The following is an 18925-nucleotide window of genomic DNA, read 5'->3' as shown; positions in this document are numbered from 1 at the left end:
GGTCAGCCCCCTTCGACGAGCGCGCACAGGACGGTCAGGTCGTCACCGGTCCGGTCGCCGGCTTCCTGCGCGCAGAGCAGACGCCTGAGCGGTTCGGCGTCGCCCTCGTTGTCGCGCAGCGTCGCGGCGAGGCCGAGGAAGAAGCCCTCGGCGGGTAACGGGCCTGCCCTGAGCGGGAGTTCGCGGACGGCCGGGTGGTCGAGTGCGAGGGGCGCGCAGCCGTCGGTGGACAGGACGACGCCGCTCAGCTCGGGTTCCCACACGACGAAGGTGCGGATGCGCAGGGCCGCGCCGGGCGAGGAGAGGAAGGCGGGCGGTCCCTCGGGCGGCGGCAGGACGAGGTGGCAGCGGTCGTCGCGGGTCAGGAGGGTGCCGAAGCCGTCGCCGAGCGACACGAACGCCACCCAGGGCGGTGCCACGACGGCGGCGGTGAGGGTCGCCGCCAGATCGCCGGGCTCACCGGGGTCGGAGGCGTCCGCGGCCAGCGCCCCTGTGACCGCGCGCAGATACTCCTCGACGACGGTCTTGCCGCATCCCGCGATCCACGCGGTCCACGCCTCCGGGGGCTCCTCGGCGCCGGGGATGTCCCGTGCCAGGAGGCGGCAGGCCGCGTCGACGGCGACATGGGCGCCGAGCGCGCTGCGGTGGCGGCTGCCCGCGCCGTCGGACACGGCGAGGACGGCCGTGTCGCCCAGGTCGACCGCTTTGAAGGCGTCCTGGCAGCCCTGGGCCCGGGCCAGATGCGCGGCGCCCTGGACACCGGCGCCCGCGACGATCACCGCAGCCCCCGTTCCAGCCGGTCCATGCGGGCGAGCTTGGCGGCCCGGTCCTCGACCTGCCGGTGGATGAGGTCCGCGTCCTGGTCGGGGCTGCTGGCGTCGGTGCTCTGGAAGAACAGTTCGAGGATGCGGCCGAAGTCCAGGTTCTCCAGCAAGGAGGTGGCCTTCGGCGCCAGGGCCCGCAGCAGCGGCAGGTCGGCGCCGCGCACCCCGACCACCTGGACCACCCACTCCCCCTGCTCCTCGCCCCGCCGCACCCGCTCGGCCGTGCCCGCGAGGGCGGCCGCGTCCAGCGGCCGGCCTTCGGTGTCGCTCGGCGCCCCGTCGGTGAGGACCCACAGGAAGGGACGGCGGACCGGGACGCGCTGCGCCTGGAGGGCGCGGTAGCGGGCGCGGGCCAGATCGAGGCCCGTCTCGACGGCGTCCGTCAGCCGGGTCAGGCCCTCGGCGCGCAGCGCGGGCGGATGCAGCCGGTCCACCAGCACGAACAGCCGCTCCTTGGCGGCCTCTTCGACCGGGACGAGGCGGCCGGGCCCCGGATCGTAGACCCGTACGACCGAGTCGAAGGTGATCAGGCACGTCTCCACCCGGGTGCGCAGCCGCTCCTGCGCCCGGACCCCGTCGAACCAGCTGCGCAGCGCCTCGTTCAGCTCGTCGATGCGCGGGTGCTGTGCGGGGCGTCCCATGGAGGCGGACGTGTCGAGCAGGAGCACGACCGGCTGGCGTTCCTCGTACCCGGCACCGAACTCGATGCCGCGCACGCTCATCCGGCCGCCCCCGCGGTGTCGGCGTGGGCCACCAGGCGCTGCCGCTCGGGGTCGTGGCGCACGGTCACGGCGGTACCCGGCGGCAGGCCGGGCGGCTCGGGAAGCATGCGCAGCAGAACACCGTCGACGAGTACGTACATGTCCGGGGCGGGCCAGGTCACCGTGCGTCCGGTGGTGCCGTGGGCCCACTCCCCCATCCCCCTGATCATGCGGCCACAGTATGTGCCATCGTGCCCATCTTTCTTGCCTGTTACGGAAATTGACGCTCCGTCGAGACACTGCGCGCCGGGGCGCGAGCCGCCCGGGGGCGAAGGCTCCCCCGAGGTCCCACCCGGGCGACCCGCACTACCAGTCAAGCGGACCGGCCGGTCGCGGACGGGTCGCGAACCGGTCGGGTCCCGGCCGTGATCCGTTCCACCACACTCGCCGCCTCCGGGGCGCGGACCACGAAGTGCACGTCCCAGGGCGCCCCGCGCGCCAGTTCGGCCTCGACGGCGCTCCAGACGGCGGCCGCGCTCACCCGGTACGGGAGTCCGCCGCGCCCGGAGCCGAGCAGCGGGAAGCACACCGAGCGCAGCGGCGGGGCGTACCGGTCGCGCTCTTCGGCCAGAAGTGCGAGGGCGCGCGAGGTGGCGCGGGTGATGTCGGCGGGCAGGACGTCGTAGTCGTTGGTGCCGGCCCGGGGGACGGCGACCGCCGCGTGGTAGATCCGCCGGACTCCGGCCTCGGCCATCGCTCCCGACCCGGTGGTCGCGACCGTGCCGGGAAGGACGGGACGGCCCGAAGCGCCGTTCCTGGCGGCCCACTTGCGCAGTTCGTCGTGGAGCGGGTCGTCGATCAGGTCGCCGGTCACCCCGCGCACGGCGGCGGCTCTGCGCAGGGAGGCGGACACCGAGGACTTGTACGGCTCGGGCAGCGCGAAGTAGGTGTTGGCCGGGCAGACCACCACGTCCACGTCGCGCAGCAGGTCGACGGGGTGGACGTGGAGGGTGAGACGTACGGGGCGGCTGCCCGCGAGGACGTCCACGCCGCGGTGGGTGACCCCTTCCCAGTCGCCCGCGTCCGGTGCGCCGCCGCTCCCGTCGGCGGTCAGCGCCACGATGTGTTCGGCGACCTGCCCGAGCACCATCACTTCGTGGTGCTTGCGGAAGCGCTCCTCGCTGACCCGGTACATCTCGGCGGCGCGCGCCCGGCGGGACGACGCGGGCCAGTCCCGGGTGCCTTGGGCGAGACCCAGCGTGTACGCGGCGGCGGTGCGCAGCGTGCCCGCGTCGAGCCGGTCCACGGCACGCCGCAGCAGCGCCTCGACCGCGGCTTCGCGGGTGCGCGCGACGACTGTAGCGGCCGCGGCCGCCTCCAGTGCGGGCAGCTCTCGGTCGCGCAGTCGCAGCAGTCCGGCGCGCCGAACTGTCTGTAAATCGGCCAGAATTGACGCGTGGTCGACAGACGCTGGTGCCATGCGGCCAACGATGGCACCACGTGTCACGGCCGAACAAGCCGATTGCGCAAGGCTTCCGGATCAGCGGTGCAGCGGTTCCTTGATCGCCGATCGCAGGGGTTCGAGCAACTGGTTGGCCTCCTTGATGCCGTCCGGGGAGCCGAGGTCGGCGATGCTGCGGTACGGCAGGGGTTCGAGGGGGCCGTCCGCGACGTCGGCGAGGCGATCGCCGAAGAGCACCAGGGCACGCCGTGACGGGTTGCGTTTCGAGCCCCAGATCATGCCCATGGCCCCGGGCACCTGGGCCCGGACCTCGCGCGCCCACTGCCGCGTGTTCGTGTAGTGCTCGCGTCCCTCGTTCTCCAGCAGGGAGTTGTCCTGGAGGACGGCGGCGAGGGCGGGTCCCGAGCACAGGGAGACCAGTCGCAGTTCGCACCGGGTGCGCACCACGTGCAGCGCCTTGTTGCGCACGGCCCTCCAGGGGACCAGGCGCATCCCGGTCTCCCGGTCGAAGGGCACGGAGCGCAGCAGCGTCTCGGCGAGTGCGGTCTCCGCGTCCACGGCCGCGTAGAGGCAGGGGTAGGGGTCTTCCCGGGTGCCGTGGAAGCGGCCGGGCGCGGGGTCCTCCGCCTGGAACGGTTTGAACTGTTCGGCCGCGAACCGGGACGAATGCATCCGCCACAACTGTGTGTGGGCGGGGAGCACTTCCCAGTGCGGCTGGAAGCGGTACGCGGAGGGCGTCGGTGCCTGCTCGTGCATCAGTCCCCCTCCACCAGCACATGAGCGGCGTCGAGGAGTTCGCCGTCCGACCGGTCGCCGAGGAGAGCGGCGGGCCGTCTGCCGCCCAGCCAGGCGTTGGCGCTCAGCCACCAGTCGGCGGCGCCCCAGGGGTCCGCGTCGGCGCACAGCAGCCCGTTGATCTCCAGGACGATCCGGTACGGCGCCCCGTCCGCGGTTCCGAACTGGAACTCGGGGTAGCGGTCGCCGCGTTCGGGGTCGGCGAGCCGGATCAGTTCGGGCGGCGGTTCCGTTCCGCCGTAGCGGCCGCGGACCTCGGCGGCGGTCAGCGCGGGCGCCCCCAGCAGCCGCTGCTCGACGGCGGCGATGATCGCCGCGGTGTCGGGAGGCGGTGGCGGCGCGGTGATCCGGGCGAGCAGTTCCACTGTCCGCCGCACGACGGGCTGCCCGGCTGTCGGTGTGGCGACGAGCCGTACGGAGTCGAGCGCCTCGCGGACCGGGTGGCCGTACGGCAGCGCGACCAGGCTCAGCCGGATCCGTTGAAAGGCGCGGCGTACGGCTCTGGCGTCGTCCGGCGCGGTCTCGGCGAGCACCCGCAGGCGCCCCAGCAGATCCTGGTACTGCTCGTCGGTGAGGTGCTCGCGGACGCTGTCGTGGTGGTCGGCGATGAGGTCGAGCACCTCGGTGCCGTCGTCCCCGGGGTTCATACGGCCTCCTGCTTTCCTTGGCCGGGGTGTCCTTGGTGGATGAACGCGGCCCAGTGGCCCGGCCGTTGCAGATCGGGGCGGCCGGCGTCCGCCCGGAGGTCGTCGCCGAGGCAGCCCGGGTCCTGCCGGTCGGGGTCGAGCATCCACAGTTGTGCGGCGCGCAGGGCGTCGACCGGGCTGAGGCCGGCCCGCAGATGATGGTGGAACACCGTCATCATGAGGCTCGACGCGCCGTCCCCCGCGGCCCATCGGGAGCCCACGACGTCCCGCGCGCCACCGGAGACGAACGCCGTGGTGAGGGTGAGGGCCTCGTCGTGGTCGCGGTTGCTCAGGTCGGTCTCGCAGGCGCTGAGGACGATCAACGGCCCGTCGGCCGCGTCCTGTCCGGCGGGCTGCGGCCGGTCGAGGAGGCGGCTCACGGTGAGCCGGCCGTGCGCGTCGGCCGCGTCGTCACCAGCGCCGACATCGCCGTCGTCGTCGCCGTCGCCGTCGCCGTCGGGTGGAGCGAGATGCAGCGCCGACTCGGTGGGGCGCGGTCCCGCCATGGCGTGGGTGGCCAGGTGCACCATCGAGTGGTCCTGGGCGAGCAGGGAGAGCACCTGGTCGGGGGTGCCGGCCGGCACCGAGTCGGGCGGGAGGCTGCCGAAGTCTCCGTACAGGCGCGCGCCGGGGTAGAAGGCTTCGCGCAGTGCGAGGACCTCCAGTTCGGCGAACGGGAGCGTGACGCTCGGGTCGACGATCATGGCCGGGGCCGAGACCGGATCGCGGGGTGCCCGTTTCACGGTCCGCAGGAACTGGCTGCCGGACGCCGCGTAGCTGATCACGAGGGCCCGGCACAGGTAGTCGTACGGGGAGTTCTCCGGGAAGCGGGCCGCGTGCCAGGGCACGATGCCGAGCCGGCCGCACGGGACGAGGACGACGCGGGGTGCCCGGCGCTCCCTGGTGCCGTCGGGGAGGTGGTCCGTCAGTCCGCCGAGCACGTGCTCGAAGACGCCGTACGCCCAGTCGCACAGCTCGGACAGGGCCGTCTCCCACGCCTGCCTCCCGCCGGACCGGTCCTTCGAGAGGGCCGCGGCCGCATCCAGGTAGCGCTCCAGGGGGCCGCTCTCGGTCTCGGCGAGCAGGGGCAGCGCGCCGACGCCGATGCCGATCTCCGGGCCGACGGCGAGAACCATGCCCGGCGCCTCGCCGCCGGTGCCGGGGACCAGATAGATCAGCGCGTCCGCGCCCGCCTCGGCGACACCGTCGGCGAGTTCGCGCAGGGTGGGGGTGCCGAGCAGGCCGCCGCGCTCCCGGTAGCCGAGCGCTTCGAGGGCCTGGCGGCGCAGGGTGCTGGGGAGTTCTGCGGGCAGTTCCGTGCCGTCGGCGGCGCCGGACGAGCGCCAGGCGGCGGCGAGGCCGGGGTGTCCGCGCTCCTCCAGGAGGTCGGGCACGTTGCGGGAAGTGGCAGCTGCTTGCAGCACCAGGGCGCGGCCCATTTCCAGGGCGACGACCGCGTCGTCGACCCGCTCGTGCATGGCGGCCCACAGGGCGGCCCGCGCGGCGAGGGAGGCTCCGGTGCGCGCGGTGGTCAGGCGGTGCTCGGCCCCGTTCTGGAGGAGGACGTCGGCGGCGAGGGTGACGAGGGCCTCGTTCGCCGTGTCGATGGCCGCGGCGGCGTCGGCCTCCTGCCGGGTCCGGTGCCATCGTGCGCGGTAGCCGTCGGCGAGGCTCCACAGGGACTCGGCGGCGACGCGTGGGGCCCGGCCCTCCCGGATGTGTTCACGGAGCCGTTCCAGGACGGTGACGGCGGCGTCGAGGTCTTCCAGCGCGTCGGTGGCGCCGAAGCGCATGCCGAGCCGGTTCGCGGCGGTGTGCAGCTGGTCGGCGGGGGCGTCCGCCGGTGGTACCTCCCGGTCGGGGACGACCGAGGTGTCTCCGGCGAGCCACGCGCGGGCGGCGGCGATGTCGCCCTCGGGAAACACGTTCAGCATCTCGTCGCGCCCGAACGGGAGGCTGCCGGCGAGGCCTGCCGCCTTGCCGTCCTCCAGGTCCGTGAGGCCGTCGGCGAGCAGTTCCCGGTCCATGGTGAGCCGGCCGAGGCCCAGCCGGACCATGCCACGGGCCATGAGCGCCGCGAAGCGGAAGTCGCTGCCCTCGGGGACGGCGTCGGTCAGCCGCTCGGCCTCGGGCAGGAGAGCGCGCAGCTGCTCGACGTCCTCGGCGGGACCGGCGATCCGCACCTTCGTCATCAGCTCGATCACGTCCGCCATGACCGCCATGCCGTCGGCCATGGGGATCGAGGACTGCGACTGCCTGCGCAGGTAGTCGGTGACCTTCTGGTTGTTGGCGAACCCGAGCGCCTGGTCCTGGAGGGTGCCGCCGGCGCCTTCGCTCATGTTGAGCAGGAGGGCCATCATGCCTTCCAGGGCGTCCTTCTTGATCCCCAGGCCCTCCGGCATGTCGTCGAACGCCTCACGCAGACGCTTGAGCTGCTGATTGATGGCGGCGGGGTCCCCTCCGCCGGCGTGGTCGACGAAGTCGACCGACGTGGTGTTGACGGCCTGCCAGGCGGCGATGATGCGGCGGAACTCGTCGGGGGTCCAGGGCATGGAGGGTCCGGCGGACGCGTCGCCGCCGGCGGGTCCGGGGGCGGCGGCCGGTCCGGGGGTGGCGGCCGGTCCGGGGGTGGCGGCCGGTCCGGTGGGCATGTCTCCTCCCCCGGTCATCCGCCCCATCATGTCCGTCACCATTTTTCGCATCTGGGCGGCGCCCGGAGTGCCGTCGTCGGGGATCATGCCGGTGAACAGATCGGTGAGCCCGTCCGTCGAAGGCTGGTTCCCGAAGTCGTGCACCTGCCGGAACGCCGCCAACTGCTCGGCCGGCAGCGGGAGTTCGATGGCGTCCGCCATCAGTTCCCGGGCGTCGGCCGCGAGCCGGTTCATGCCGTCGAGGCCTTCGCGCATCATCAGGTCGAAGAAGGCGGTCGCGTCCGGTTCCGGTGCGAGCCCGCCCTTCGTCTCCTGCAGGGGCAGCACGTGGGTCAGCAGGAACAGCGCGGCCCATCTGCGGTCCTCGACCGAGGCCGCCGCACCGGTCGGCGTCGCTGGGTCCCGTACGTCGCGCAGCAGTCGGTGGGCGCGGTCCCGGTCCTCGGGGGTCCCGCCGCCCGCGGCATGGCGGAGGGTGAGGACACCGCCGAGCCAGCACGTCACCGAGCTGTGCAGCGGCGGATCGTGGTCCAACAGGTTTGCCAGTGCGCCGAGTTCGGCGATCGAATCGTCGTGGGCCCGCGACGGCCCGGCCACCGTGTCGGGCGTCGGCACCAGTGCCCTGGCCCGGCCGACGGCGTCGCCCGCCCAGGCCTCCAGTGCCTGGACACCACCGGTCTCCTCTGCTTCGCTCACCGGCTCTTCCCCCGTCCCGAGAACCTCAGCCGTGCGTCTCCGTCTCCATGATGCCGAGACGTACGGCGCAACGGTCGCCGATCACCGAGGTTTTCCGGTCCGCACCCGATCATCGCCCTGAACTCGCCCTCGACGCGCCCGAATCGACGAGTTGCCCGGTGTCCGGGGCGGGCCGGTCCGCGACGCCCAGGTCGCTGCGCATCCCGCGCCGCAGCACGCGCAGCCGTTCCCACAGGGCGTCGATCTCCGCCTGGGCGACGCCGAGCGAGTCGCCGGGGCGCGGGTCGCCGTCGTCGAGGCGCCGGAGCCTGCCGTAGACGGTGCCGAGTGCGTGGGTGATCTCGCCGGCCAGGTCGAGCACCGTGTCGGGCAGCCGCATCTGGGCCTCTGCGTACACGTCGCGGTGCACGTCGCGGGCTTCGGTGAGGCGCTGGCGGACCGCGGGCGCGTCCTCGGCGCGGAGCAGGGTGTGCACCTGGTCGGTGAGCGCGGCGAGGTACTGCCGGGAGGCGGTGTTGAGGGCGACGTACCCGGCGCGCCGCTCCTCGGCCTCCCGTGCCCGTGCCCTGGCCCGTTCGGCGCGTTCCTGTTCGCGCCGCCGGCTGCGGTCGGCCGCGCGCTGGGTGAGCAGGGCCGACAGCAGGGTCCCGAGCACCCCGACGACCGCCACGAACGGCGCGCCCGCGCCTTCGATGTCCATCGCACCCACCCCCGCGTCGCCGTGTGCGACCAGCGAACCGTGCGGACGCGGCGGCGGGTACCCCGTGACCGGACAGCGCCCGGAGAGCGCCCGGCCTTCGCCCGGGGCGCTCCCGGTTCCTAGTTCGTGCGGCGCGCCCGCTGTGCGGTGGATCCGCGTACGACCAGCTCGGGCTGGAACACGAACTCGGTCCGCTGTACGGGCGTTCCGCCGATCTCCTCCAGGAGGGCGCCGACGGCGGCGGTCGCCATGGCCTGCACGGGCTGGCGCACCGTCGTCAGCGGCGGGTCGGTGAACGGGATCAGCGGTGAGTCGTCGAAGCCGGTCACGGAGATGTCGCGCGGTACGTCGAGGCCGCGTTCGCGCACCGCTCTGATGACGCCGAGCGCCATGGGGTCGCTGCCGCAGACGATGCCGGTGCAGCCGAGGTCGAGCAGGGCTCCGCCTGCCGCGTGGCCGCCCTCGACGGTGAACAGGGTGCGCTGGATCAGCGTCTCGGCCTCGTCGCGCGGCACGCCGAGCATGGTGTGCAGGGCGGCGACGAATCCTTCGGCCTTGCGCCGCGAGGGCACGAACCGGGTCGGGCCGATGGCCAGGCCGATGCGTTCGTGCCCGAGGTCGACGAGGTGGCGCACGGCCATCCGGGCCGCCGAGCGGTCGTCGGGTGACACGAACGGCGCGTTGATGTGCTCGTTGAACCCGTTGATGAGGACGTAGGGCACCTTGCGGTCGGTCAGCCGGGCGTAGCGTGCCGTGTCCGCCGTGGTGTCGGCGTGCAGCCCGGACAGGAACACGATGCCGTTGACGCCGCGTTCCTCCAGCTGCTCCACGAGTTCGTCCTCGGTGGCGCCGCCGGGCATCTGCGTGCAGAGCACGGGCGTGTACCCGTACCCGGCCAGGACCTGCTCGATGACCTGGGCGAACGCCGGGAAGATCGGGTTGGTCAGCTCGGGGATGACGAGGCCGATGAGTCCGGCGCTGCGCCGGCGCAGGCGGACCGGCCGCTCGTAGCCGAGCACGTCGAGGGCGGCGAGCACCTTCTGCCGGGTGGCCGCCGCGACGCCGGGCTTGCCGTTGAGGACGCGGCTGACCGTGGCCTCGCTGACCTGTGCCTGCGCCGCGACGTCGTGGAGCCGCAGGGTGCCGCCGTTCTCGGCGGCACCCTGCGGAGGGGAGACCGTCACGCGGCCCACCAGACGGTGCAGTCGGCGGGCAGTTCGATCTCGCCGTCCTCGACGGTGACCGGGCTGGATGCGAGCAGGACGGTGCCCGGGGCGGGGATGCGCACGGCGCTGCCGGTGGTGTTGACCGTGCAGGCGAAACCGGGCCGCTCGAAGTGCAGCAGCCCAGCAGGAGTGTCGTCGTGCCAGGCGACACTGTCGCCCGCGCCGAGCCCGGCCTGCGCCCGCCGCACAGCCAGCGCCGTGCGGTACAGCTCCAGCGTCGAACCCTCCTGGCCGGTCTGCGCCTCCACGCTCAGCTCGCCCCAACTCTCGGGCTGCGGCAGCCAGCTACCACCCTCGCCGAAGCCGTACGAGGATCCGTCACGCGTCCACGGGATAGGCACGCGGCAGCCGTCGCGGAACCCGTCCTGGCCCTGGGCGCGGAAGAACGAGGGGTCCTGACGCACCTCGTCCGGCAGGTCGGTGACGTCCGGCAGACCCAACTCCTCGCCCTGGTAGATGTACGCCGATCCCGGCAGCGCCAGCATCAGCAGCGTGGCCGCGCGGGCCCGCCGCAGACCGAGCTCGCGGTCGCCGGCCGTACGGATCTGGGTGCCCAGGCCGGGCGGGTTCGCGTAGCGCGTGGCGTGCCGCGTCACGTCGTGGTTCGACAGCACCCAGGTCGCCGGGGCACCCACCGGACGCATCGCGTCCAGCGACGTGTCGATGATCTTCCGCAGCTCATCGGCCTCCCAAGGGGCGCCGAGGTACTGGAAGTTGAAGGCCTGATGCAGCTCATCGGGGCGGACGTAGTTGGCCGTGCGCTCCACCGTCGGCGTCCACGCCTCCGCCACGAAGATCCGCTCGTCGTCGTACTCGTCCAGGATCTTCCGCCACGAACGGTAGACCGCATGCACCCCGTCCTGGTCGAAGAACGGCATGACATCGTTGCCCAACAACTTCAACTGATCCCCGCCACCGAGATCCGGCAGCCCCTCCGCCTTCACCAGACCGTGCGCGACATCGATCCGGAACCCGTCCACCCCCATGTCGAGCCAGAACCGCAGGATCGACCGGAACTCGTCCGCGACCGCCGGATGCTCCCAGTTCAGATCCGGCTGCTCGGGCGCGAACAGGTGCAGGTACCACTCGCCGTCCGCAAGCCGCGTCCACGCCGGACCACCGAAGATGGACTCCCAGTCGTTGGGCGGCAGTTCACCGTTCTCACCCTTGCCCGCACGGAAGTGGTAGCGCTCCCGCACCGGCGATCCAGGCCCCTCCGCCACCGCACGCTTGAACCACTCATGCTGGTCCGAGGAATGATTCGGCACCAGGTCCACGATGATCCGCAAACCCAGCCCGTGCGCGTCCCGGATCACCGCATCCGCGTCCAGCAGCGTGCCGTACATCGGGTCGACGGCCCGGTAGTCGGCGACGTCGTATCCGCCGTCCGCCTGCGGGGAGGCGTAGAACGGGGACAGCCAGACGGCGTCCGCTCCCAGCTCCTTCAAGTACGGCAGACGCCGCCGGATCCCCTCCAGATCACCCGTGCCGTCGCCGTCGCTGTCGGCGAAACTGCGCGGATACACCTGATAGATGACCGCGTCCCGCCACCAGTCGGCGGCCTCGCGGATCGTGGCGGTGAACACGGGTGACTGGTCCGTGGAGTGCTGGCTCATGGTGTCCTTGAGACGTGAGGGGCTGGACGACTGGTCGGTGGTGCGGGGCGGTTCAGCCCTTGGTGCCACCGGCCGTCAGACCGGTGACCAGGTTCTTCTGTACGAGGTAGAAGACGGCGGAGATCGGGACGGCGATCAGCACGGCCGTCGCGGCCATGTACTGGCGCTGGGCGTCATGCTCGCTGATGAAGCTCTGCAGTCCCACCGCGAGGGTGTACTTCTGGTCGTCGAGCATGAAGGTGTTGGCGAAGGCGACCTCGCTCCATGCCGTGATCATGGTGTAGAACGCGGCGACGGCGAGACCCGGCCTGGCCAGCGGCAGGATGAGGCGGAAGAACGTACCGAACGGGGAGAGCCCGTCGACCCGGCCCGCTTCGTCGATCTCCATGGGGATCGTGTCGAAGTAGCCCTTCATCAGCCACGCGCAGTACGGCACGGCGGTCGTCAGGTAGACGATGATGAGGCCGGCGTAGGTGTCGATCAGGCCCAGGTCCGAGAGGATCACGTACATCGGGACCATGAGGACCGCGACGGGGAACATCTGCGTGACCAGCAGGATCCACATGAACTTCTTGTAGCCCGGGAAACGCATCCGGGACACCGCGTAGCCGCTGGTGGCGGCGACGAGCACGCCGATCACAGTGGTGCCGAGGGACACGATGAGCGTGTTGCCCAGCCACTTCAGGAAGTTGGTCTGCCCCAGCACGAACGAGTAGTTGCTCAGCGTCGCCGTGTCGAGGATCCGCGACGGGTGGAGGTAGTCGTCCTTGTCCGGGCCGAGGGAGAGGAAGACCAGCCAGGCGATCGGGAACAGCGCGACGAGGCTCGCCACGATGAGGACGGCATGGCTGGCCAGCGACATCTTGCGGCTGCGCCGGCCGCGCCGGGGCGCGTTGACGAGCCGCGGGGCGGCGGGTTCGGGGACGGGGGTCTTCGTCAGAATCTCGGTGCTCATGGCGGTGGCTGCTCCTGCGGCGTCAGATGGCGGCTTGAACGTCATTGCGGTTCAGCCAGCGGCGGTAGACGGAGGTGAAGACGATGAGAAGGGACAGGAGCAGGACGCCGTAGGTGGCGGACTGGGCGTAGTCGCGGGGCGTCTGGCCGAAGCCGAGGTAGTAGGCCCAGGTGACGAGGATCTGCGCGTCCGGCGCCGTGTTGCCGAAGAGCAGGAAGATGATCGCGAACTGGTTGAACGTCCAGATGATGCCGAGCAGGACCACCGTGGAGCTGACGGACCGCAGGCCGGGCAGGGTCACGTTGCGGAACTGCTGCCAGGCGCTCGCGCCGTCCATCTCGGCGGCCTCGTAGAGCGTCGAGTCGATGGACTGCAGTCCGCCGAGCAGCGACACCATCATGAACGGCACACCGCACCAGGTGTTGACGAGGATCGCGGCGATCTGCTGGAAGAGAGGGTCCTCCAGCCAGGACGGCGAGGGCAGGCTCATGGCGTCGAGCGTGGTGTTGATGACGCCGGAGTCGGCGAGCATGAACCGCCAGGCGAAGACGGTGACGAAGGTCGGGACCGCCCACGGCAGGATCAGCATCAGCCGGTAGGCGGTGCGGCCGCGCAGGTCCTTCTGGTTGAGCAGCAGCGCGAGGCCGAGCCCGATCACGTAGTGCAGGGTGACGCAGGACGCGGTCCAGACGATCGTCCAGATGAAGTGCGACCAGAAACGGTCGTAGGAGGTGGGACCCCACAGGATGTCGGCGTAGTTGTCGAGGCCGATGAACTTGTAGGTCGCGTCGATGTGGTTGACGCCGATGGTGCGGGCCGAGTTGAGGCTGTCGGCGTCGGTGAGCGTCAGGTAGAAGCCGCGGACCAGGGGGTAGAGCACGATCAGCGCGAGCACGACGATCACCGGGGCGATCATGGCGTACGCGTACCAGTGCTTCTGGTAACCGTTCTTGAGCCGGGCTATGAGGCCCGGACGCCGGCCGCGGTCACCTCCGCTGGGGGCGGCCGGGCGCTCGACGGCGACAGTCATGGGGAACACCTTCTGGTCTGCGGCTGGTACACGGCTTCGGGGTGGTACGTACTGCGGGTGCCGCGGTCCCACGCGCGGGGCGGGCTGCTGAGTGGAACCGCGGCACCTGTATGGGGAAGTGCCCTGCTACTTGGGTTGCTTGGGCTACTTGCTGAAGCCGTCGGGCAGGAGCTTGCCGTACTGGGTCGTGACGGAGGAGAACATCTTGTCGAGGCTCTCCTTGCCGCTGGCGGCCTTCGGCAGCTCGGTGTCGAGCGGACCCCACAGCGAGCTGTACTCGGGCAGCTCGGGGCGCGGTGAGGCGGCGGTCAGAACCTTCTGGTAGCCGGCCAGGCCCGGGTCCGAGGTGACCTCGGTGGTGTAGGCGTCGTCACGCGTGGGCAGCGTCGCGTTCTTCAGCGCGATCTGCGTCTGCGTCTTCGCCGACGTCATCCACTTGACGAACTTCAGGGACGCGGCCTGGTGGGCCTTGTCCGAGCCCGCGTACACCGACAGGTTGTGGCCGCCGGTCGGGGCACCCGCCTTGCCGGAGGAGCCGGCCGGGACGGTGGCGACGCCGAGGTTCGCCTTGTCCTTGAACGCCGAGCCCTTGTAGAAGTTGGTGACCTCCCACGGGCCCTCGATCGTCATGGCGACCTTGCCGTTGACGAAGGCGTCCTGGCGGTGGGCGTACGAGTCGGCCGTGACGTCGGCCTTGTGCAGGCCCTTGCCGTTGAAGGTGCTCAGCCAGGTCTTGGCCGCCTTCTGGCCCTCGGCCGAGTCCAGGGTGATCTTCTTGCCGGCGGCGTCGACGGTGTCGGTGCCCTCGCCCAGCAGGAACGGCTCGAAGTAGTAGCCCTTCTCGGAGCCGAAGTAGCCGTCGACGCCGGTCTTCGCCTTGATGGTGGCGGCGTCCTTCTTCAGCTGCTCCCAGGTGGTGGGCGCCTCGGTGATGCCGGCCTTCTTGAACAGGGCCTTGTTGTAGACGAGCCCGAGGGTGTCGGTGACCAGCGGAACGCCGTACGTCTTGCCCTCGTACTGGGCCTGCTTGATCAGGTTCGGCTTGAACTTGTCCTTGTCCGCGAGGGCCTCGGTGCCGTCCAGCGGCAGCAGGTAGCTCTTCTTCGCGAAGGCGGGCGTCCAGCCGACCTCGGCGCGCAGCACGTCCGGGGCGCCGCTGGCACCGGCCGCGGTGTCGAACTTGTTCTGCGCCTGGTCGAACGGCACGTTGACGTACTTGACCTTGACGTCCGAGTTGGCCTTCTCGAAGTCCGCGATCAGGGCCTTGTACGTGGGCGACTCGTTCGTGGCGTTCGACGTGTCCCACCAGGTGATGGTGACCGGTCCCGAGGACTTGCCGCCGTCGTCGTCGCTACCGCCACAGGCCGTCGCCGCGAGTGCGAGGGACGCCACCACCGCGGTGGCCGCTATGCCACGCCGCATGAGATCTCCTAGAGAGTGAAAGCCCGTGAGTGGGCGGGGACACGGTCCCGACCGCTTCCCCTGACCTACTTGCCGGCTGCGCCGCTGCGGCCGCCGGGCGACGTGAACGTAACAGCGTGGAAAGCGCCGCGAAAGACCTTGCGCGAAATTTCTGCAAGACGAGGCCATCGTTACATCGCCGTGTCCTGAAGGTTGCCGGGGAATCGCTTGACACCCGTACGCAGACACGGACATAAGCGTGCTAAAAGTCTGCAAATGCCGTCGCAAGACGCTGAGTTCGCCCGTCGTCGCGGCCGGTTCACGACCCTGAAGCGCTCTGCAACACCTTCCAAAGAACTTGCGGGCAGCGGTTTCTCCCTGTCGGTGGGCATTCCCGCAGGCAACCGGTACAGTCCAATGCCATGACCGCGCGGCTTTCCGACATTGCAGCCCAGGCGGGGGTCAGCGAAGCCACAGTCAGCCGCGTGCTCAACGGCAAACCCGGTGTGGCCTCCGGCACCCGCGAATCCGTCATGGCCGCACTCGACGTGCTCGGTTACGAGCGGCCGCCGCGGCTTCGCACCCGCAGCGCCGGCCTGATCGGACTGATCACCCCGGAGCTGGACAACCCCATCTTCCCGGCGCTCGCCCAGGTCATCGGCCAGGCGCTGACCCGCCAGGGATACACGCCGGTGCTCGCCACCCAGACCCCCGGCGGGTCCACGGAGGACGAGCTGACCGAGATGCTCGTGGAGCGCAGCGTCTCCGGGATCATCTACGTGTCCGGGCTGCACGCCGACACCACGGCCGACACCCAGCGCTACGACCAACTGCGCGGCCAGGGCATCCCGTTCGTCCTCGTCAACGGCTTCTCGGCGCAGATCAAGGCGCCGTTCGTGTCCACCGACGACCGGGCCGCGACCCGGCTGTCCGTGCAGCATCTCGCCTCGCTCGGGCACACCAGGATCGGCCTGGCCGTGGGCCCGCGCCGGTTCGTGCCCGTGCAGCGCAAGATCGAGGGCTTCCAGTCGGGCATGGCCGAGCAGCTGGGCCTCAGCACGGAGGAGAGCGAGGCGCTGGTCCAGCACTCCCTGTACACGATGGAGGGCGGGCAGGCGGCGGCCGCGGCACTTCTTGCGCAAGGTTGCACGGCCATCGTGTGCGCCAGCGACATGATGGCGCTCGGCGCGATCCGCGCCGCCCGGCAGGCCGGTCACCGGGTGCCGCAGGACGTGTCGGTGGTCGGCTTCGACGACTCCCCGCTGATCGCGTTCACCGACCCGCCGCTGACGACGATCCGTCAGCCGGTGCAGGCCATGGGGCAGGCGGCGGTGCGCGCGGTCCTGGAGGAGATCGGCGGGACGCCCGCGCCGCACACGGAGTTCGTCTTCATGCCGGAGCTGGTCGTCCGCGGTTCGACGGCGGCGGCGCCCGACCGGCGCGACTGAGCCGGGCCACCGCTCCCCCTTCGTGGTCAGCCGGTCAGTGTCCGCTTCGGCCTGACCACACAGAACTCGTTGCCCTCCGGGTCGGCGAGCACGGTCCACGACTCGTCGCCGCGCTGTCCGACGTCCGCCGGCCGGGCGCCGAGCGCGAGCAGCCGCTCGATCTCGTCCGCGCGGTCCTCGGCGGCCGAGGTGAGGTCCAGGTGCAGCCGGTTCTTGACCGTCTTGGGGCCGGTCACCGGCATGAAGCAGATGCCCACGGGCGCCGTCTCGTCCGGCCCGATCACGATCTCCCGGTCCCGCTCGGACAGGATCCGCCAGCGCAGCGCCTGCGCCCAGAAGCGGGCCAGGGCGGGCAGGTCGTGGGCGTCGATCACGATGTGGTGCAGCGACAGGGGCATGGCGGGCAGTATCGCCCGCTCAGGCCGCCGCGTGCAGTGGCGCCCACCAGTCCACGTGCTCGCGGTACCAGCGCGCGGTGTCCGCGAGGCGGCGCTCGAAGTCGCCGCCCGGCCGGTAGCCCAGTTCCTCGGTGATGCGGGAGTGGTCCACGGCGTAGCGCCGGTCGTGTCCCTTGCGGTCGGTGACGTGCCGGATCCGGTCGGGGCCCGCCCCGCACAGGGTGAGCAGGCGGTGGGTGAGGTCGAGGTTGGTCAGGGAGGTGCCGCCGCCGATGTTGTACGTGCGGCCGGGGCGGCCGGCGGTGCGGACCAGTTCGATGCCGCGCACGTGGTCGTCGACGTGCAGCCAGTCGCGGATCTGCAGCCCGTCGCCGTAGACCGGGACCGTGCCGCCCCCGATCAGGGCGGCCAGGAAGCGCGGGATCAGTTTCTCGGGGTGCTGGTACGGGCCGAAGTTGTTGGTGCAGCGGGTGACGCGGACGTCGAGGCCGTGGGTGCGGTGGTGGGCCAGCGCGAGATGGTCGGCGGCCGCCTTCGACGCCGCGTAGGGCGAGTTCGGGCTCAGTGCGCTGTCCTCGGTGGCCGCCCCGGCGGGAAGGTCGCCGTAGACCTCGTCGGTCGAGATCTGCACGAAGGTGCGGATGCCGTGCCGCAGGGCGGCGTCCAGGAGGGTCTGGGTGCCGAGCACGTTGGTGCGGGCGAAGGCGGCGCCGGACTCGATGGAGCGGTCGACGTGGGACTCGGCCGCGAAGTGCACGATGTCGTCGTGGTGCGCGGCGAGCCGGTCGACGAGCGGGGCGTCGCACACGTCACCGTGCACGAAGGTGAGCCGGGGGTCGCCGCGCACGGTGTCGAGGCGCGTGGTGCTGCCCGCGTAGGTGAGGGCGTCGAGCACGGTCACCGAAACGTCGGCCGGCCCCTCGGGGCCGAGCAGGGCACGCACGTGGGCGGAGCCGATGAAGCCGGCTCCGCCGGTGACGAGGAGGCGTCGCGTCATGAGGTCAGGTGCACCTTGCTGTGGTCTCCGATGACGAGCCGGTGGGCCCGGGACAGGGCGGGCGCGGGTGCGACGACCGCGCCGCGCCCGATGAGGGAGTCCTCGATGCGCGCGGCGCCCGCCACCCGCGCGCCGGGAAGCAGTACCGAGTGGGCGATCGCGCTGTCCTCGACGCGACAGCCCTCGGCGACGGCAGTGTACGGACCGATGTGGGACCCGGTGACGACGGCTCCGGCCCCGATGATCACCGGGCCCGTGATGCGGGAGTCGCGCACGACCGCGCCCTCGGCGATGCTGACCCGGCCGCGCACGGTGCTGCACGCGTCGACCTTGCCCTCGATTCTGCCGACCAGGGTGTCGAGGACGTGGCGGTTCGCCTCCAGCATGTCGTCGACGTTGCCGGTGTCGCGCCAGGGCGCCGTGGTGGTCTCGGCGCGGACGGGCAGCCCCTGGTCGATCATCCACTGCACGGCGTGGGTGAGTTCCAGCTCGCCGCGCGCGGACGGGGTGACGGCGCGGACCGCGTCGTGGACGGCGGGCGTGAAGGCGTAGACGCCGACCAGGGCGAGGTCGCTGCGCGGGCGCTCGGGTTTCTCCTCCAGGCCGAGCACGCGGTCGCCGTCCTCGGGGTCGAGCTGCGCGACGCCGAAGGCGGTGGGGTCGGCGACCCGGGTCAGCAGCAGTCGCGCGGCGGCCGGTGCGGTGCGGGCCCGGTCGAGGAAGCCGCGGACGCCGTCGGGGAGGTAGTTGTCGCCGAGGTAGAGGAGGAAGTCGTCCTCGCCGAGGAAGTCGCGGGCGACGAGCACCGCGTGGGCGAGGCCCAGGGGGCGTTCCTGCCGCAGGTAGGTGAGACGCAGACCGAAGGCCGAGCCGTCGCCGGCGGCGCGGCGGATCTCCGGTCCGTGGTCGCCGACGACGATGCCCGTCTCGGTGACACCGGCCGCGGCCAGCGCGTCCAGTGCGTAGAAGAGCACGGGCCGGTTGGCGATCGGCAGGAGCTGTTTGGCTCCGGTGTGGGTGAAGGGACGCAGTCTGCTGCCGGTCCCGCCCGCCAGGAGCAGGGCCTTCACGCGTACCCCCGGCGGTGCGGTCCTGCCGGTGGATGTGGTCTCAAGGGTTCCTCCTCGGCGACGCGAGCACGACGGGCGGGACGCGGGAGTGGAGCGGTCGGCGGGGCCGGGAGCCCGGGGGGGGGCCGCAGCGCCGGGGCCCGGGTGACGACCACCCGCAGGGCCCGACTCAAGCAGACCCCCGAACCCTTTCGCAAGACCACTCTGAAATTTTCAGCAACTACTTGCTAGAGCCGTCGCCGTGGTGTTTCACTCGGTGCCCGAAGCAC

The 18925-nt window shown here is 71.6% G+C and carries 17 protein-coding genes; 1 reads left to right on the top strand and 16 read right to left on the bottom strand.

The genetic code is table 11. The features are described from left to right. Window positions 1-2 precede the first annotated feature (2 nt). The 13 genes from ACFVDP_RS23570 to ACFVDP_RS23510 form a co-directional block, all read right to left on the bottom strand. Entirely contained in the window at window positions 3-779 is a 777-nt protein-coding gene (locus ACFVDP_RS23570; protein WP_383492780.1) for a protein phosphatase 2C domain-containing protein, read from the bottom strand. Further along, window positions 776-1546 (bottom strand): hypothetical protein, encoded by a 771-nt coding sequence (locus ACFVDP_RS23565; RefSeq protein ID WP_383492777.1) that lies wholly within the window; start codon window positions 1544-1546, stop codon window positions 776-778. Before ACFVDP_RS23565 ends, ACFVDP_RS23570 begins: the two co-directional genes overlap by 4 nt. Beyond that, window positions 1543-1755 (bottom strand): hypothetical protein, encoded by a 213-nt coding sequence (locus tag ACFVDP_RS23560; RefSeq protein ID WP_383492775.1) that lies wholly within the window; start codon window positions 1753-1755, stop codon window positions 1543-1545. Before ACFVDP_RS23560 ends, ACFVDP_RS23565 begins: the two co-directional genes overlap by 4 nt. 143 nt (window positions 1756-1898) lie before the next feature. Next, window positions 1899-3005 carry a macro domain-containing protein gene (locus ACFVDP_RS23555; protein WP_383492772.1) on the bottom strand — a complete coding sequence of 369 codons (1107 nt, stop codon included), beginning with the start codon at window positions 3003-3005 and terminating at the stop codon, window positions 1899-1901. A 60-nt stretch (window positions 3006-3065) separates the two neighbouring features. Further along, a complete protein-coding gene (locus ACFVDP_RS23550) occupies window positions 3066-3743 on the bottom strand; it encodes an RES family NAD+ phosphorylase (RefSeq protein WP_383492770.1) in 678 nt (225 codons plus the stop codon). Beyond that, on the bottom strand, window positions 3743-4429 hold the full coding sequence (locus ACFVDP_RS23545; protein ID WP_383492767.1) for a hypothetical protein: 687 nt from the start codon (window positions 4427-4429) through the stop codon (window positions 3743-3745). Before ACFVDP_RS23545 ends, ACFVDP_RS23550 begins: the two co-directional genes overlap by 1 nt. Beyond that, entirely contained in the window at window positions 4426-7815 is a 3390-nt protein-coding gene (locus tag ACFVDP_RS23540; protein WP_383492765.1) for a CHAT domain-containing protein, read from the bottom strand. Before ACFVDP_RS23540 ends, ACFVDP_RS23545 begins: the two co-directional genes overlap by 4 nt. 109 nt (window positions 7816-7924) lie before the next feature. Continuing rightward, window positions 7925-8515: a hypothetical protein gene (locus ACFVDP_RS23535; protein WP_383492762.1), complete on the bottom strand. Its 591-nt coding sequence runs from the start codon at window positions 8513-8515 to the stop codon at window positions 7925-7927. Window positions 8516-8634: 119 nt separating this feature from the next. Then, the gene (locus tag ACFVDP_RS23530) at window positions 8635-9708 is read right to left on the bottom strand and encodes a LacI family DNA-binding transcriptional regulator (RefSeq protein WP_383492759.1); all 1074 of its coding nucleotides are present in this window, start codon (window positions 9706-9708) and stop codon (window positions 8635-8637) included. After that, the gene (locus ACFVDP_RS23525; RefSeq protein ID WP_383492756.1) at window positions 9696-11357 is read right to left on the bottom strand and encodes an alpha-amylase family glycosyl hydrolase; all 1662 of its coding nucleotides are present in this window, start codon (window positions 11355-11357) and stop codon (window positions 9696-9698) included. The genes ACFVDP_RS23530 and ACFVDP_RS23525 overlap by 13 nt, the downstream gene beginning before the upstream one ends. A 52-nt stretch (window positions 11358-11409) precedes the next feature. Further along, the gene (locus tag ACFVDP_RS23520) at window positions 11410-12312 is read right to left on the bottom strand and encodes a sugar ABC transporter permease (RefSeq protein WP_383492753.1); all 903 of its coding nucleotides are present in this window, start codon (window positions 12310-12312) and stop codon (window positions 11410-11412) included. A gap of 22 nt (window positions 12313-12334) precedes the next feature. Continuing rightward, complete coding sequence (locus ACFVDP_RS23515; protein WP_383492750.1) at window positions 12335-13342, bottom strand: carbohydrate ABC transporter permease; 1008 nt, start codon at window positions 13340-13342, stop codon at window positions 12335-12337. A gap of 144 nt (window positions 13343-13486) precedes the next feature. Continuing rightward, a complete protein-coding gene (locus ACFVDP_RS23510; RefSeq protein ID WP_383492747.1) occupies window positions 13487-14764 on the bottom strand; it encodes an extracellular solute-binding protein in 1278 nt (425 codons plus the stop codon). A 401-nt stretch (window positions 14765-15165) separates the two neighbouring features. On the opposite strand from ACFVDP_RS23510, the gene ACFVDP_RS23505 reads away from it, so the two are divergent. Next, window positions 15166-16191, top strand: coding sequence for a LacI family DNA-binding transcriptional regulator (locus tag ACFVDP_RS23505; RefSeq protein WP_383492744.1), 1026 nt, complete (start codon window positions 15166-15168; stop codon window positions 16189-16191). A 26-nt stretch (window positions 16192-16217) separates the two neighbouring features. Here ACFVDP_RS23505 and ACFVDP_RS23500 read toward each other — a convergent pair whose 3' ends face one another. From ACFVDP_RS23500 to ACFVDP_RS23490, 3 genes are read right to left on the bottom strand one after another with little or no spacing between them, the layout of a single operon-like run. Further along, complete coding sequence (locus tag ACFVDP_RS23500; RefSeq protein WP_383492741.1) at window positions 16218-16589, bottom strand: VOC family protein; 372 nt, start codon at window positions 16587-16589, stop codon at window positions 16218-16220. Between the two features lie 19 nt (window positions 16590-16608). Then, window positions 16609-17586 (bottom strand): dTDP-glucose 4,6-dehydratase, encoded by a 978-nt coding sequence (rfbB, locus tag ACFVDP_RS23495; protein ID WP_383492738.1) that lies wholly within the window; start codon window positions 17584-17586, stop codon window positions 16609-16611. Further along, entirely contained in the window at window positions 17583-18656 is a 1074-nt protein-coding gene (locus ACFVDP_RS23490) for a glucose-1-phosphate thymidylyltransferase (protein ID WP_383492735.1), read from the bottom strand. Before ACFVDP_RS23490 ends, rfbB begins: the two co-directional genes overlap by 4 nt. Window positions 18657-18925 lie beyond the last annotated feature (269 nt).

The organism is Streptomyces sp. NPDC057694 (assembly GCF_042799415.1).
Taxonomy (GTDB): Bacteria; Actinomycetota; Actinomycetes; order Streptomycetales; family Streptomycetaceae; genus Streptomyces.
This window is presented reverse-complemented; position numbering and strand designations above follow the sequence as displayed.

Excerpts from the sequence above, each read along its gene's own strand:
- rfbB (WP_383492738.1), bottom strand. The coding sequence starts at position 17,586 with ATGACGCGACGCCTCCTCGTCACCGGCGGAGCCGGCTTCATCGGCTCC.
- ACFVDP_RS23505 (WP_383492744.1), top strand. The coding sequence starts at position 15,166 with ATGACCGCGCGGCTTTCCGACATTGCAGCCCAGGCGGGGGTCAGCGAA.
- ACFVDP_RS23550 (WP_383492770.1), bottom strand. The coding sequence starts at position 3,743 with ATGCACGAGCAGGCACCGACGCCCTCCGCGTACCGCTTCCAGCCGCAC.
- ACFVDP_RS23500 (WP_383492741.1), bottom strand. The coding sequence starts at position 16,589 with ATGCCCCTGTCGCTGCACCACATCGTGATCGACGCCCACGACCTGCCC.
- ACFVDP_RS23520 (WP_383492753.1), bottom strand. The coding sequence starts at position 12,312 with ATGAGCACCGAGATTCTGACGAAGACCCCCGTCCCCGAACCCGCCGCC.
- ACFVDP_RS23565 (WP_383492777.1), bottom strand. The coding sequence starts at position 1,546 with ATGAGCGTGCGCGGCATCGAGTTCGGTGCCGGGTACGAGGAACGCCAG.
- ACFVDP_RS23560 (WP_383492775.1), bottom strand. The coding sequence starts at position 1,755 with ATGATCAGGGGGATGGGGGAGTGGGCCCACGGCACCACCGGACGCACG.
- ACFVDP_RS23525 (WP_383492756.1), bottom strand. The coding sequence starts at position 11,357 with ATGAGCCAGCACTCCACGGACCAGTCACCCGTGTTCACCGCCACGATC.
- ACFVDP_RS23510 (WP_383492747.1), bottom strand. The coding sequence starts at position 14,764 with ATGCGGCGTGGCATAGCGGCCACCGCGGTGGTGGCGTCCCTCGCACTC.
- ACFVDP_RS23515 (WP_383492750.1), bottom strand. The coding sequence starts at position 13,342 with ATGACTGTCGCCGTCGAGCGCCCGGCCGCCCCCAGCGGAGGTGACCGC.
- ACFVDP_RS23555 (WP_383492772.1), bottom strand. The coding sequence starts at position 3,005 with ATGGCACCAGCGTCTGTCGACCACGCGTCAATTCTGGCCGATTTACAG.
- ACFVDP_RS23535 (WP_383492762.1), bottom strand. The coding sequence starts at position 8,515 with ATGGACATCGAAGGCGCGGGCGCGCCGTTCGTGGCGGTCGTCGGGGTG.
- ACFVDP_RS23545 (WP_383492767.1), bottom strand. The coding sequence starts at position 4,429 with ATGAACCCCGGGGACGACGGCACCGAGGTGCTCGACCTCATCGCCGAC.